The organism is Blastococcus sp. SYSU D00922, assembly GCF_054050495.1.
Map to the genome: position 1 here is coordinate 24,200 of NZ_JBJGZL010000013.1, position 11,885 is coordinate 36,084.

Here is an 11,885-nt window from a genome sequence, read left to right on the forward strand (position 1 = left end):
CACCGTGCGAGATGCGGTCATCTGCGAGCCGCTGCGGACCCCGGTCGGGGGTTTCGGCGGATCGCTGCGGGACGTGCCGGCGCAGGAGCTCGCCGCGACGGTGATCCGCGCGCTGATGGAGCGGACGGGACTGCCGCCGGAGTCGGTGGAGGACGTCCTCCTCGGCCACTGCTACCCGACGATGGACGCACCCGCCATCGGCCGCGTCGCCGCCCTCGACGCCGGCCTGCCGGTGACGGCCTCCGGGCTCCAGATCGACCGGCGCTGCGGCTCGGGCCTGCAGGCGGTCCTCTACGGCGCGATGCAGGTCCAGTCCGGCGCCTCCGACCTCGTGCTGGCCGGTGGCGCGGAGTCCATGAGCAACGCGCCCTTCTACTCGACGGCCATGCGCTGGGGCGTCAAGGCCGGGCCCGGTGTCCTGCTGCAGGACGGCCTGGCCCGAGGCCGGGTCACCGCCGGCGGCCAGAACCACCCGGTTCCCGGCGGCATGCTGGAGACGGCGGAGAACCTGCGTCGCGAGTACAAGATCGGCCGTGACGAGCAGGACGAGTACTCCGTCCGGAGCCACCAGCGCGCCGCCGCGGCCACCGAGGCGGGCCGGTTCGCCGACGAGATCGTCCCGGTCACCGTGACGAGCCGGAAGGCCGAGACCGTCGTCGACAGGGACGAGCACATCCGGCCCGACTCGAACGTCGAGACCCTCGCGAAGCTGCGCCCGATCATGGGCAAGGACGACCCCGAGGCGACCGTCACCGCCGGCAACGCCAGCGGGCAGAACGACGGCGCCGCGATCGCGGTCGTCACCACGCCGGAGAAGGCGGCCGAGCTCGGGCTTCGGCCCCTGGCCCGGCTGGTCTCGTGGGGTGTCGCGGGCGTGCCGCCGAGGACGATGGGCATCGGTCCCGTGCCGGCCACGGCGAAGGCGCTCGCGCAGGCCGACCTCAAGCTCTCCGACATCGACCTGATCGAGCTCAACGAGGCGTTCGCGTCGCAGGTCCTCGCGGTCGCCCGCGAGTGGGACTTCACCGAGAGCGACTGGGACCGCACCAACGTCAACGGCTCGGGCATCTCGCTCGGCCACCCCGTCGGCGCGACCGGCGGGCGCATCCTCGCCACGCTGCTGCGCGAGATGGACCGCCGCGGGGCCCGCTACGGACTGGAGACCATGTGCATCGGCGGCGGCCAGGGCCTGGCCGCGGTCTTCGAGCGGGTCGCCTGATGGCCCGCGTCGCCATCGTCACGGGGGCCGCCCGGGGAATCGGCGCCGCCACGGCGCAGCGGCTGGCAGCCGACGGCTTCGACGTCGCCGTCCTGGACCTGTCCGAGGACGACGCCCGCGGCACCGTCGAGGCGATCGAGGCCGCGGGTGGCCGGGCGCTGGCGGTGGGCGCCGACGTCGGCGACGCCGAGCAGGTGCAGGCCGCCGTCGACCGGATCGCCGCCGAGCTCGGGCCGCCGGTCGTGCTGGTCAACAACGCCGGGGTGACCCGCGACAACCTGCTGTTCAAGATGAGCGACGCCGACTGGGACCTGGTCATGCACGTGCACCTGCGCGGGTCGTTCCTCATGACCCGCGCGGCGCAGAAGCACATGATCGACGCCAAGTGGGGCCGGATCGTGAACCTGTCGAGCACCTCGGCGCTGGGCAACCGCGGCCAGGCGAACTACGCCACCGCCAAGGCCGGGCTGCAGGGCTTCACCAAGACGCTGGCGATCGAGCTGGGCAAGTTCGGCGTCACCGCGAACGCCATCGCCCCCGGCTTCATCCAGACCGAGATGACCAAGGCGACCGCTGAGCGCATCGGCGAGGAGTGGGAGTCCTACGTGCAGAAGCGCGCGGCGGCCATCCCCGTCGCCCGCGCCGGGGTGCCCGAGGACATCGCCCACGCGGTGTCGTTCTTCGTCAGCGAGGGCGCAGGCTTCGTCTCCGGCCAGGTCGTCTACGTCGCCGGCGGTCCCCGCAACTAGGACGACGGGTCGCGGTCGGGGTAGCGCGCCCGCGCCAGGGCGTAGCCGCCGAAGGCCGCGAAGCCCACCGCCACGGCGGTGAGCAGCCACGGCCCGGTCCGGACGCCGGCGATCGCGGTCATCGCGCCGTCCAGGCCGGTGGCGGTCGAGACGTCGGCCGACGCGGCCGCCCGCCAGAGCAGGACGCCGACCAGTCCGAACGCGGCGCCCTTCGCGACGTAGCCGACCCTCCCGACCGCCTCGATCAGCGGCTCCCAGCGGTCCGGGGCGGCGGGCAGGTCGATGTCGCGCATGAAGCCGCCGGTGAGCCCGCGCACCAGCGTGTAGAGGCCGACCGCCACGACACCGGCGGCGGCGACGAACACCAGCGCGGCGCCCCCGGGGATCTCCAGCGCGTCGTCGGTGAGGTCGGCCAGCCGCTCGTCCGCCTCGTACTCCAGCCCCACGGCGAACAGCAGCGCGGTGATGCCGAGGACGGCGTAGACGAGCGCCTTGGCCAGGCACTTGGCGCAGACGACGGCGGTGCGCCTGCGGTGGGCGCGGTCGAGGAGCCCGCGCCACCACAGCAGGACCTCGCCGGCCTGCCAGAGCGCCAGCGACAGCATCCCGAGGCCGATCAGCCAGAGGAGGACCCGCCCGCCGGGGCCGGCCGCCACGGTCTGCAGGGCCCCGGTCTGGTCGGCGTCCGCTCCGCGCAGCCCCCAGGCGAGCCGGAGCGCCAGCCACGCGATGAGGAGGTGTATCGCGCCGTAGGCGACCAGGCCGATGCGGGCGACGTGGGTCAGGACGGGGTGGTCGGTGACGGTGCGGGCCCGTTCCACGACCTCGTGCACGCGGTCGAGCAGCGAGCGGGCGGAGAGCACCCGCTGATCGTCCGGGACAGGTGCCGGCCGGGCGAGCTGGAGGGCATCCGGCACGCTCTGCCTCTGCTTCCCTGTGCGAGCAGAGGCAGAGCGTGCCGACGGCTCGGCGTGCGGCGGCCCGGCCGGTGACGGCTAGGTGCGCTCGGGGTAGCGGGCCCGGGCGAAGCAGAAGGCGCCGAACGCCGCGACGCCCACCGCGACGATGGTCAGCAGGACCTGGCCGAACGGCAGGTCGAGGATCGCGCGCAGCGCGCCGTCGAGCCCGCGGGCCTTGGCCGGGTCGAAGGTGACCGCCGCCCAGATCAGCAGGACGCCGACCGCCGCGAGCGCGATGCCCTTGCCCGGGAAGCCGACCTGGCCCAGCCGCGTGACCAGGCGGAGCGCTCCGGGCGAGGCCTCGGAGGTGTCGATCTCCTTGAGGAAGTGCTTGTTGAACCCCTTGCGGACGTGCCAGGCGCCGACCCCGATCAGCACCAGGCCCGCGGCCCCGACCAGCCACTGCCCGGCCGGCCAGCCGAAGACACCGGCGGTGGTCTGCTGCTGCGACTGGGAGCTGGACGTGCCGCTGCCCGTGGCGAACTTGATCGCCAGCACGGCGAGCGCCGCGTAGACGACGGCCTTCACCAGCGCCCGCCCCGACCTGCGCAGCGCCTTGGTCCGCGCCTTGCCGCTGGCGGACCAGCCGCTCCGCCACCGGAGGATCTCGGCCGCCTGCCACGCGGCGAGCGCGATCAGCCCGACGGCGACGACCCACAGCAGCGGCTTCCCGACGGGGGACTCGGCGACCGTCGCCATCGCGCCGGACTGGTCGGCGGACTGGCCGCCTCCACCCCAGGCCAGCTGCAGCGCCAGCCAGGCCACCAGCAGGTGGACGACGCCGTAGGCCAGCAGCCCGACGCGCGCCAGGTGCTCCAGGGCGTCGCCGTTCCCCGCCTGCCGGACCCCACGCAGCGCCGAACCCGCCGCACTCTCCGCACTCATGACCGGCTCCTCCGACCGCGCGACGCCAACGGCTCAGCGTGGCACAGGGCACGGTGCCCGGCCTGCGGAGGAGACGGCCGGCGTGAGGGACACTGGGCGGGTGGCGAACGGAATCCTGACCGGCAGCACCGAGTCGATGGCCCCCGAGGTGGCGCGCCGGACGTGGCCGCGCTGGGTGGCGCTCGGCGTGGGAATGCTCGTCGTCGCCGTCACCGCGGTCCTGTGGGACGCCGCCGGGGCGCGGCTGCTGCTGGGCGCGATCGGCGCCTTCCTCGTCGTCCGCGGCACGGTGCTCCTGCGCGGGGCGCGGACGGCGGCGGCCGAGCTGGCGGCCGGCGCGCGCGGGCTCGGTGCCGTGGCGACCGCCGCCGGAGCCGGGGCGCTCGTCGCCGCCCTGGTGTCGGAGACCGCGGCGGCCGGCGTCCTGCTCGTCGCCGTCCCGGTGCTGCTCCTGGTGGCCGGTGCCGCGCTGCTCGGTCGCGGTGGCGGCCTCCGGCGCGGGGGGCAGGCGCTGCTGGTCTGGGCCGCCCTGGTCACCGGCCTCCTCGTCGTCACGGGGCTCGGGCAGAGCTGGGAGCGGGCGGCCGACGTCGCCACCGTGATCGCCGCGCTCGTCGTCGCCGCGCTCGCCGTGCCGGTGCTGGTGGGCGCCTCCGGGCTGCGCACGGTCGCCGCCCGGCCCGTCCCCACCCGCACCATCTCGTCGGCGTGCGCCGGCTGCGCCTGCGGCGCCGGCGGCTGCGGGGCCTGATCCGCCTCCGGGGAGATCCGGCCGGTTCGGGACCGGTTCCTGGGTAAGGCAGTGGCCGTGAGCGGTCACGTGTTCGTGGTCGGCGCCGACCTGACCCGGCTCTCGTGCGACGACGTCCTCGTGCCGACCGACCGCACCCTGCGGGTGGCGCCCGGTTTCTGCCCGCTGCTCCCGCGTGAGCTGGTGACCGAGCAGGACGACGACGGCGCCTGCGTGGCGCTCCGGTGGGAAGGCGACGAGCGGGTCCTCGAGGTCCCCGGCGAGGGGGACCGACGGGTCTGGCTGGTCGACTCCGTGGACGACGACGGCCGGGGGCTCGACCGGTTGCTCGACGGCGCCCGCGAGGCGCTGGCCGCCGTCGCCCGGCGGGAGGTGCCCCACCCGGCGCACGGCCGCGCCCGCCGGCTGGTCGGGCTGCCGGCGCTGGGCACCGGCTGGGGTGGCGCCGCCGGCCGGCGCGGAGCGCTGCTGCAGCAGCTGCTGCCGGTCCTGCGCGCCGCCGCGGACGAGCACGGTTTCGACGTCGCCCTGGTGCTCCGCGGGCCCAGCGACCTGGCCGCCGCCCAGCGCGTGCGGCGCGGCGAGGACGGCGGCTGGGACCTCCCCGACGAGCTGCGGGCGTTGGCCGAGCGGCTGGGGGAGCAGGCGCGCAAGGGGCAGCTCGCCGTGTTCTTCGGCGCCGGCGTGAGCGCCGCGGCGGGCCTGCCGACGTGGGAGGAGCTGGTCGACGAGCTCGCCGAGGCCTCGGGGCTCGAGGGCGAGCTGCGCGAAGGGCTCTCGCGGCTGCCCCCGCAGGACTCCGCCGCGCTGCTCGCCCGTGAGCTCGGTCGCGAGCGGCTGGAGGCGTTCGTCAAGGAGCGGTTCGGCCCCGGCTCCTACTCGCTGGCGCACGCGCTGATCGCCGACCTGCCCGTGCAGGAGTTCGTCACCACCAACTACGACCCGCTCGTGGAGCAGGTGGCCCGCGACATCGGCCGCGACGTCCGGGTGCTGCCCTTCGAGGAGGCGACACCCGGCGCGCCGTGGCTGCTCAAGCTGCACGGGGACGCCGCGCACCCGGAGAGCGTCGTCCTCACGCGCGAGGAGTACCTGCAGTCCGGTGACACCCGGGCGGCGCTGGCCGGCGTCCTGCACTCGCTGCTGCTCACCCGGCACGTGCTCTTCGTCGGCACGTCGATGCTCGACGACGACCTGATCCGGATCGCCCACCAGGTGCGCAGCGCGCTCCAGCTGCAGGGCTCGCCGTCGCGCCGCCGCAACGGCACCGTGCTCGCGCTGCGGGAGGACCCCGCGCGGGCCCGGCTGTGGGAGCGCGACGTCGAGACGGTGGCCATGGGCGCGGCCGGCACGCCGGCGGCCGAGGCGGCCCGGCGGCTCGAGGTGCTGCTCGACCTCATCGGCTGCCTCTCCACGCCGCCGACCGGCTACCTGCTGGACCCGGCGTACCGCGGGCTGCTCCACGAGAGGGAGCGGGCCCTGGCCGACGCCCTGGGCGGCGTGGCCGAGGCGGTCGGGCACGAGTCGGACTCCGCGGCCGCGCAGGAGGTCGCGGCGCTGCTGCGCCGGCTGGGCCACGGCGGCACGGCGGCGGACGGCGACGACCGGCCCAGCGACGTCGCCACCGACGGCCACGACGACCGCGTGCAGGAGCAGCGCCCCGGCTGAGTGGTTGTGCGCGGCGGCCCCGGGGCACCGTGCCCCACATGCCCGGATCGAAGGTGCGTCGTCCCGAGAACGCCCTGCAGCTGCTGACCCGCGGGTACGGCTGGCTCCCCGACCGGCGCCGCGCGACCGGCCGGCGCACGGTCGGCGCCCGCCTCGGCGGGCTGCCGGTGACCGCCGTCGAGGGGCCCGACGCCGCCCGCTTCCTCTACGACGAGGACCACGTCCACCGGGCGCACGCGATCCCGGAGCCGGTGCAGGGGACGCTGTTCGGCAAGGGCGCGGTGCACACGCTCGACGGCGAGGCGCACCGTGTGCGCAAGGCGATGTTCGTCGCGCTGCTCATGCGCGAGGACGGGATCGCCTCGCTGGTGGAGCAGGTGAGCGCCGCCTGGGACGCCGCGGTCGGGGAGTGGACCCGCCGCCCGCGGATCGTGCTGTTCGACGAGGCGGCCCAGGTGATCGCCGGCGCCGTCACGCGCTGGGCCGGCGTCCCCGTGACCGACGACGAGGTGCCGGGCCTCGCCCGCGACCTGGTGGCGATGGTCGACGGCTTCGCCACCGGCGGCCCGCGGCACTGGCGGGCCCGGCGTGCCCGCGGCCGCCGCGAGGCCTGGCTGGCGCAGCTCGTCGACGACGTGAGGGCCGGCCGCACGACTGTCGCGCCGGGATCGGCGGTCGAGGTCGTCGCGCGGCACCGGGACGCCGACGGCGAGCAGCTCGACCCGCGGGTCGCCGCGGTGGAGCTGCTCAACATCGTCCGGCCGACCACCGCCGTCGCCTGGTTCACGGCCTTCTCCGGGCACGCGCTGATCCGCTGGCCGGAGAACCGGAAGCGGCTCGCCGACGGAGACCCCGCCTACGCCGAGGCGTGGGCCCACGAGGTGCGCCGGTTCTACCCGTTCGCCCCGTTCATCGGCGGCCGGGCACCGCGCGAGGTGGAGTGGGACGGCGTCCGGATCCCGAAGCACTCGATGGTGCTGCTCGACCTGTACGGGCAGAACCACGACCCGGACCTCTGGGGCGACCCGTACGCGTTCCGGCCCGAGCGGTTCCTCGGCCGGGACATCGGGGCGTTCGAGCTCGTGCCCCAGGGCGGCGGCGACCCGCGCACCAACCACCGCTGCCCGGGCGAGCAGCTGACGGTCGCGCTGCTGTCGGCGCTGGCGGTCCGGCTGGCGCGGCTGCAGTTCGACGTCCCGGAGCAGGACCTGACCATCGCGCTGCACCGGATCCCGGCCAAGCCGGCCAGCGGCGTCGTCCTGCGCGTGACCGGCAGCCTCAGCTAGGTCCGAGCCCCGCGTCGCGGGCCAGGGCGACCGCCTCGGCGCGGCTGGCGGCGTGCAGCTTGGTGAGCACGTCGGACACCCGGTTCCGCACCGTCTTCTCGCTCAGGAACAGCCGGGCGGCGATGGCGGCGTTGGGCAGCCCGTGCGCGACCAGGTCCAGCACCTCGCGCTCCCGGTCGGTGAGCTCGGGGAAGGGCACCGCGGCGGCGCGGGCCCGGGAGTTGGCGAAGAACGCCAGCACGCGGTCGGCGATGCGCGGGCCGAACACCGCCTCCGAGCGGGCGGCCGCGCGCACCGCCCGCGCGATGTCGGCGCCCTCGCTCTCCTTGAGCAGGTAGCCCCGGGCACCGGCGCGCAGGGCGGCGAACACCGAGTCGTCGTCGTCGCTCATCGTGAGCACGACGACCGCGGTACCGGGGTGCCTCGCGGCGATGGCGGTCGTCGCCGGCAGCCCGCCGCCACCGGGCATCCGCAGGTCCATGAGGACGACGTCCGGCCGCACCTCGTCGACGACGGCCACGCCGGACTCGCCGTCGGCGGCGGTGCCCACGACGTCGATGTCGTCGGCGTCGCCGAGCGCGTCGGCGACGCCCTCGCGGTAGAGCGGGTGGTCGTCGACGACGACCACCCGGATCGGGGCGCTCACCGGGCCACCAGCGGCAGCCGGGCGCGGACCGTCGTCCCGGAACCGGGGGCCGACGTCACGTCGAGCGAGCCGCCCAGCTCGGCCGCCCGCTCCCGCATGCTCGTCGAGCCGACCCCGGGGACGGCGTCGGCCGCGACCCCGCGCCCGTCGTCGGCGATCTCCACGAGCAGATCGTCGCCGGAGAGGCCCAGCGAGACGGTGCACGACGACGCACCGGCGTGGCGGACGGCGTTGGCGACGGCCTCGGTCGCGATCCGGTAGGCGGCCACCTCGACCGCGGCGCGCAGGTCCGGGAGGTCGCCGGCGGTCACCGTGACGCGGGCGTCCTCCTGGCCGGCCGGGCCGCCCGCGGGGACCGGGAGCCGGTAGGCGGCGACGTGCTCGCGGAGGGCCTCGACCAGGCCCAGCTCGTCCAGCGCCGGTGGACGCAGGTCGTCGACGGCGCGCCGGACGGCGGCCACCGTGCGGCGCATCTGGTCGCGCAGCCGCCCGGCGAGCGCGGCCAGGTCGGGGTCGTCGGAGAGCTTCCCGGCCAGCCGCTCGAGCTGCAGCGCCATCCCGGCGAGCTCGGGGCCGACGCCGTCGTGCAGGTCGTGCCGCAGCCGGCGGCGCTCCTCCTCGCGCCCGGCCACGATCCGCTCACGGCCGGCCTGCAGGTCGGCGACCAGGCCGGCGGCCCAGACGAGGGCGGCGGCCCGTCGCGCGGCGTCGTCCAGGGCGTCCTTCTCCGACCGCCGCCACCGCTCGCCGGGGTGCCGGTGGGTCACCGCGAGCCGGCCGACCTCGCGGCCGAGCGAGACCAGCGGCAGGACGTCGGCCGTCGGCTCCCCGCGGACCGGACCGGAGGAAGCGGCCGGCGCCAGGCGCGGGTCGGCCGGCACGATCTCGACCCGGGGGAGCCGGAGCGCGCGGGCGGTCTCGTCGGCCAGCGCCTGCAGCGCCTCGGCGGGTGCGGCGGCCGAGTCCAGCGTCGTCCCCAGCCGGGTGGCGACGGCGAGCGGGTCGCGCCGCTCGCCGTAGAGCAGCCGGTCGACGGCGCGCTGCGCGCGTTCCCAGCCGGCCGCCGCGGCCAGCGAGGCGAGCGCGGCCGCCGCGACGGCGAACCGCCGCTCGCCGGCGCTCAGCTCGCCGACCACCGCGACCAGCACGGCGTAGCCGATCAGCAGCAGCCCCGACAGGACGCTGAACACCACGGCGCGGCTGACCACCAGGCCGACGTCGAACAGGCCGTGCCGGAGCACCGCGACCGCCACGGCCACTGGCAGCGCGGCGAAGCCGACGGCGAACAGCGCGCTGGAGACGACCGGCAGGTCGAGCACCAGCGAGGCGATCGTGCAGACGAACAGCACGGACTCACCGAGCAGCAGCCACTGCAGCCGGGTGCGCTCCACGCCCTCCGCGCGCCGCATGCGGACCAGCTGGGCGGCGACACCGACCGCGCCGCCGACCAGGAAGGCGGTGAACGAGCAGGCGAGCAGGACGACGTTGACCCACAGGCCGACGGCGAGCGGGTTCTCGTGCTCGGGCGCGTAGTCGAGCGGCCCGCTGCGGAACATCGCGGCGACGGTGCCGACGACCACCACGGTGGCGAGGACGCGGGCGATCGGCCGCCACCGCGGCGAGGGCAGGGTGCCGTCGGGGAAGTAGAGCGGCACGAGCGCGACGATCACGTAGTACGGCACGAAGCCCCAGGCGGTGAGCCAGGCGGCCGCCCCGCCGAGCAGCCCGTCGGTGCTCCCGGTCAGCACGACGTACTCGGCGGCCAGCAGGTACGGCCCGGTCACCACCGTGACCATGAGCAGCCGGCCGACGAGGTTGCCCGGCTGCCGCCTGAGCACCAGCGCGGCGACCAGCGGGTAGAGCAGGCCGAGGGTGGCGTCGCCGGCGTCCACCGGCCGGGCGTCCTCGACGAGCGCGCCCACGGCCACCGCCGCGAGCGTGCACCCGACGCCGAGGGCGGCGAGGAGGCCCGGCACCCAGCGACGCACGGGCGACATCCTGCCCGGCGGGGTCCGGTTCCGGACAGCCCTCGGTATCCCAGTCACCTTTCAGTGGCCTCCAAGTGGTGACGGCGACAGTCACCGCGAGCCGGCCGGCAGGCGGCCGCCCACGAGAGGGAACCCGATGACCAGCACTTCCACGCAGGGCCAGTTGACGCTCCCCGGCCAGGCCGCGTCGCCGGACGGCCCGGTGGACCTCACCCCGATGTTCCTCATGCACCACGCGTTCCGGCGCGACCTGGGCAACTTCGCGAGCGCGGTGCGCGCGACGCCGGTGGCCGACCGGTCCACGTGGCGCGCCCTGGACCAGCGGTGGCAGCGCTTCGCGACGATCCTGCACCACCACCACAGCGGCGAGGACCGCTTCATCTGGCCCGAGCTGGTGGCCGCGGCGGAGAAGGGCGGGGGGCCGGAGGACCTGGCGACGCTGGAGGCCATGGAGGCCGAGCACGGCGAGATCGACCCGATGCTGGAGGCGTGCGCCCGCGGCTTCGCCCGGCTGGCCGAGCGGGCCGACGAGACCGCGCGCGCCGCGCTGGTGGCCGACGTGACGCGGACCCGGGAGAAGCTGGGCGCCCACCTGGGGCACGAGGAGCGCGACGCCCTCGCCCTGGTGCAGCGGTTCCTCACCGTCGAGGACTGGGCGCGCATGGACAAGCAGGTCGGCGCGGGTTACCCGGCGAAGCTCATCCCGTTCACGCTGGCGTGGGTCATGCACGACCTGCCGGCCGACGGGCGCACCGCCGCCGCCGGGTTCCTCGGCAAGCCGGCGTACACGCTGTGGTCGCTGGCCTTCCGCCGTCCGTTCGAGCGCAAGGAGCGGGCCGCCTTCCGCCACGCGACGGCAGGCTGAGGCGGCGGGGCCGGGACGGCCTACCCGGATCTCGCTGCCCGGGAGTTCGGGACGGCCGTCCCTGGGATCGGGGACGCGGGGCGCACGAGGGTCTTCCCCAGAACGAACCGACCCTCTGGAAGGACCCGATCCCGATGACCACCACCACCGAGCCGGCGCCCACCGCGGCGGCCGCCGACCTCAAGCCGCAGACCCGGTTCCGCCGGATCGGCGGAGCGCTGTCCCTGCTGGGCGCCGGCACGCTGACCTGCGTCAGCCTGCTGATGATCCCGTACCAGAACGAGACGCACGCCGAGTACCTGCAGACCGGCGTCGACCACAGGACGAACATCCTGTGGGCCGCCGTCGTCCTGCACTTCGGCTACCTGCTGCTGGTGCCGGCGGCGTTCACGCTCGTCCGGTTGGCCCGCCGCGGGGCGCCGAGGACGTCGCTGGTCGCGATGGTGCTCGCCGGCCTCGGCTCGGGCCTGTCCGGGATCATCGTCGTCGACTTCTACGACGTGGCGCTGGCCAACGCGCTGCCCGCCGACCAGGCGCTCGACATCTGGAACCTCGCCGGGAGTTACGGCCAGGGCGCGATCATCGCGGCCAGCAGCGTGTTCGGCATGGCGCTCGGCATCAACCTGGCCGTCTTCGCCGCCTGGCGGGCCCGCGCCATCCCGGTCTACCCGCTGGTGCTCAACGTCGTCGGCTGGGTCGTCTTCACGATGTTCTCCGGCGACCCGTGGCTGCCCTCGATCGGCACCGCGCTGGTCGCGATCGGTCTCGGCTGGGCCGGGCTGATCGTCCTGCGCACCCGCGACGAGGTGTGGGCCCGGATGTGACCCATCCGCACGGAGACGGGCCCGGCGGCATCGGCCGCCGGGCCCGTT

At 75.8% G+C, this 11,885-nt stretch carries 11 protein-coding genes; 7 read left to right on the plus strand and 4 right to left on the minus strand.

What is annotated here, in order from left to right:
* The first annotated feature begins 4 nt into the window (after window positions 1-4).
* Window positions 5-1,219 carry an acetyl-CoA C-acetyltransferase gene (locus ACI78T_RS16920; RefSeq protein WP_456559284.1) on the plus strand — a complete coding sequence of 405 codons (1,215 nt, stop codon included), beginning with the start codon at window positions 5-7 and terminating at the stop codon, window positions 1,217-1,219.
* Window positions 1,219-1,968 (plus strand): 3-oxoacyl-ACP reductase FabG, encoded by a 750-nt coding sequence (fabG, locus tag ACI78T_RS16925; protein WP_456559285.1) that lies wholly within the window; start codon window positions 1,219-1,221, stop codon window positions 1,966-1,968. Before ACI78T_RS16920 ends, fabG begins: the two co-directional genes overlap by 1 nt.
* On the opposite strand, the gene ACI78T_RS16930 is transcribed toward fabG, so the two are convergent.
* Complete coding sequence (locus ACI78T_RS16930) at window positions 1,965-2,885, minus strand: DUF1206 domain-containing protein (RefSeq protein ID WP_456559286.1); 921 nt, start codon at window positions 2,883-2,885, stop codon at window positions 1,965-1,967. The genes fabG and ACI78T_RS16930 overlap by 4 nt on opposite strands.
* Window positions 2,886-2,963: 78 nt before the next feature.
* Window positions 2,964-3,812, minus strand: a complete 849-nt coding sequence (locus ACI78T_RS16935; RefSeq protein ID WP_456559287.1) for a DUF1206 domain-containing protein — start codon at window positions 3,810-3,812, stop codon at window positions 2,964-2,966.
* Window positions 3,813-3,912: 100 nt separating this feature from the next.
* Here ACI78T_RS16935 and ACI78T_RS16940 point away from each other — a divergent pair, with 100 nt between their 5' ends.
* The 3 genes from ACI78T_RS16940 to ACI78T_RS16950 are packed head-to-tail and all read left to right on the plus strand — an operon-like array spanning window position 3,913 to window position 7,514.
* On the plus strand, window positions 3,913-4,563 hold the full coding sequence (locus ACI78T_RS16940) for a hypothetical protein (RefSeq protein WP_456559288.1): 651 nt from the start codon (window positions 3,913-3,915) through the stop codon (window positions 4,561-4,563).
* Between the two features lie 57 nt (window positions 4,564-4,620).
* Window positions 4,621-6,228 carry an SIR2 family protein gene (locus tag ACI78T_RS16945; protein WP_456559289.1) on the plus strand — a complete coding sequence of 536 codons (1,608 nt, stop codon included), beginning with the start codon at window positions 4,621-4,623 and terminating at the stop codon, window positions 6,226-6,228.
* A gap of 38 nt (window positions 6,229-6,266) precedes the next feature.
* On the plus strand, window positions 6,267-7,514 hold the full coding sequence (locus tag ACI78T_RS16950) for a cytochrome P450 (protein ID WP_456559290.1): 1,248 nt from the start codon (window positions 6,267-6,269) through the stop codon (window positions 7,512-7,514).
* Here the strand turns inward: ACI78T_RS16950 and ACI78T_RS16955 are convergent.
* On the minus strand, window positions 7,507-8,160 hold the full coding sequence (locus tag ACI78T_RS16955; RefSeq protein WP_241038376.1) for a response regulator: 654 nt from the start codon (window positions 8,158-8,160) through the stop codon (window positions 7,507-7,509). The two genes, ACI78T_RS16950 and ACI78T_RS16955, sit on opposite strands and share 8 nt — an antisense overlap.
* Entirely contained in the window at window positions 8,157-10,148 is a 1,992-nt protein-coding gene (locus ACI78T_RS16960) for a sensor histidine kinase (protein ID WP_456559291.1), read from the minus strand. The genes ACI78T_RS16955 and ACI78T_RS16960 overlap by 4 nt, the downstream gene beginning before the upstream one ends.
* 136 nt (window positions 10,149-10,284) lie before the next feature.
* On the opposite strand from ACI78T_RS16960, the gene ACI78T_RS16965 reads away from it, so the two are divergent.
* Together ACI78T_RS16965 and ACI78T_RS16970 are read left to right on the plus strand one after the other, a co-directional pair.
* A complete protein-coding gene (locus tag ACI78T_RS16965) occupies window positions 10,285-11,013 on the plus strand; it encodes a hemerythrin domain-containing protein (protein WP_456559292.1) in 729 nt (242 codons plus the stop codon).
* A 134-nt stretch (window positions 11,014-11,147) separates the two neighbouring features.
* Entirely contained in the window at window positions 11,148-11,837 is a 690-nt protein-coding gene (locus tag ACI78T_RS16970; protein ID WP_456559293.1) for a hypothetical protein, read from the plus strand.
* The last annotated feature ends 48 nt before the right edge of the window (window positions 11,838-11,885 follow it).

Excerpts from the sequence above, each read along its gene's own strand:
- fabG (WP_456559285.1), top strand. The coding sequence starts at position 1,219 with ATGGCCCGCGTCGCCATCGTCACGGGGGCCGCCCGGGGAATCGGCGCC.
- ACI78T_RS16935 (WP_456559287.1), bottom strand. The coding sequence starts at position 3,812 with ATGAGTGCGGAGAGTGCGGCGGGTTCGGCGCTGCGTGGGGTCCGGCAG.
- ACI78T_RS16950 (WP_456559290.1), top strand. The coding sequence starts at position 6,267 with ATGCCCGGATCGAAGGTGCGTCGTCCCGAGAACGCCCTGCAGCTGCTG.
- ACI78T_RS16965 (WP_456559292.1), top strand. The coding sequence starts at position 10,285 with ATGACCAGCACTTCCACGCAGGGCCAGTTGACGCTCCCCGGCCAGGCC.
- ACI78T_RS16970 (WP_456559293.1), top strand. The coding sequence starts at position 11,148 with ATGACCACCACCACCGAGCCGGCGCCCACCGCGGCGGCCGCCGACCTC.